This window comes from Ursidibacter arcticus, assembly GCF_009761375.1.
GTDB lineage: Bacteria > Pseudomonadota > Gammaproteobacteria > Enterobacterales > Pasteurellaceae > Ursidibacter > Ursidibacter arcticus.
Window position 1 is genome coordinate 1 of the sequence record NZ_LEKM01000052.1, and the last position, 969, is coordinate 969.

The 969-nt window shown below is 37.3% G+C and carries 1 protein-coding gene; it reads right to left on the reverse strand.

Going from position 1 to position 969, the window contains the following annotated elements; translation table 11 throughout:
- The coding region (gene rarD / locus A1D25_RS01670) for an EamA family transporter RarD (RefSeq protein WP_157393990.1) at window positions 1-848 on the reverse strand (848 nt) is incomplete at its 3' end.
- Between the last annotated feature and the right edge of the window lie 121 nt (window positions 849-969).

Below are 969 nucleotides of genomic sequence, written 5' to 3' on the forward strand. Positions count from 1 at the left end.
AAACTATCAAAGGTTAAACAAAAAATCGAGCAAATAAGGCAAAACATTAAGAAATAGGATTGTGAACTTAGCACTTCACCAATAGCGAGAGAAATCAGTAACATAATAAGAGGCTCAGCATAACCAATTAAGCCAAGTACGTTCATTGGTAATAAATTACTGGAGCCTAAAAAGAGAATGAAAGCCGCTCCATTTACTAAACCTAATAATGCTAGGTAATAATAGAGAGATGAATTTTGGCTCAGAATGCTCTCCATATTGATTTGACTGATGTAATAGATAGCAACAGGTAAGCAGAGTAATAGTTCCACAAAAAAAGTGGCAAGGCTGTTAATCTGAAAATAACGGCGTAGCATAATATAGAGTGGATAACCAAAGCCTGCGACAAAAGTTGCCCACGAAATTTCCGCAGAAAAACCGATATTTGCCACAACACCCACTAAAGCAAAGAGAAAAGATGCCCATTTTAATCGGGTGAATTGTTCTTTAAATACGATTTTTCCTAATACTACCGTAACAAGTGGAAGTAATAGGTAACCGATTGATACTTGCAAGGCTTGTCCATTATTCGGTGCCCAAAGAAAAAGCCATAACTGTACGCCCGTATTGAGAGCAAGAAGGCAAACCACCAGTACAAGCGGTGGGTTTCGGCGGATTTTTTGCAACAGTTCGTAGAATAAGTGCTGTTGTTTAAATAAGAAAATGGCAAGAAGAATAAATGGAATAAGCACCACAATGCGAAATCCAAACATCGCCATATCACTTAATGGGCGTAATAGAATGGCAAAATAGTAACCTAGTCCAAATAAAATATTGCCACTTAGGGCAAATGTGATCCCTTTTAGCATCAATTCCCCCTTTACTCACTCCCTTTATATTCATTGTTTTTTATGCGTTTACGCTTGCGTAACACTAATACGCCATCGAGAATTAAGCATAAGATAGCAACACCTAAACAGATTAAAAGTA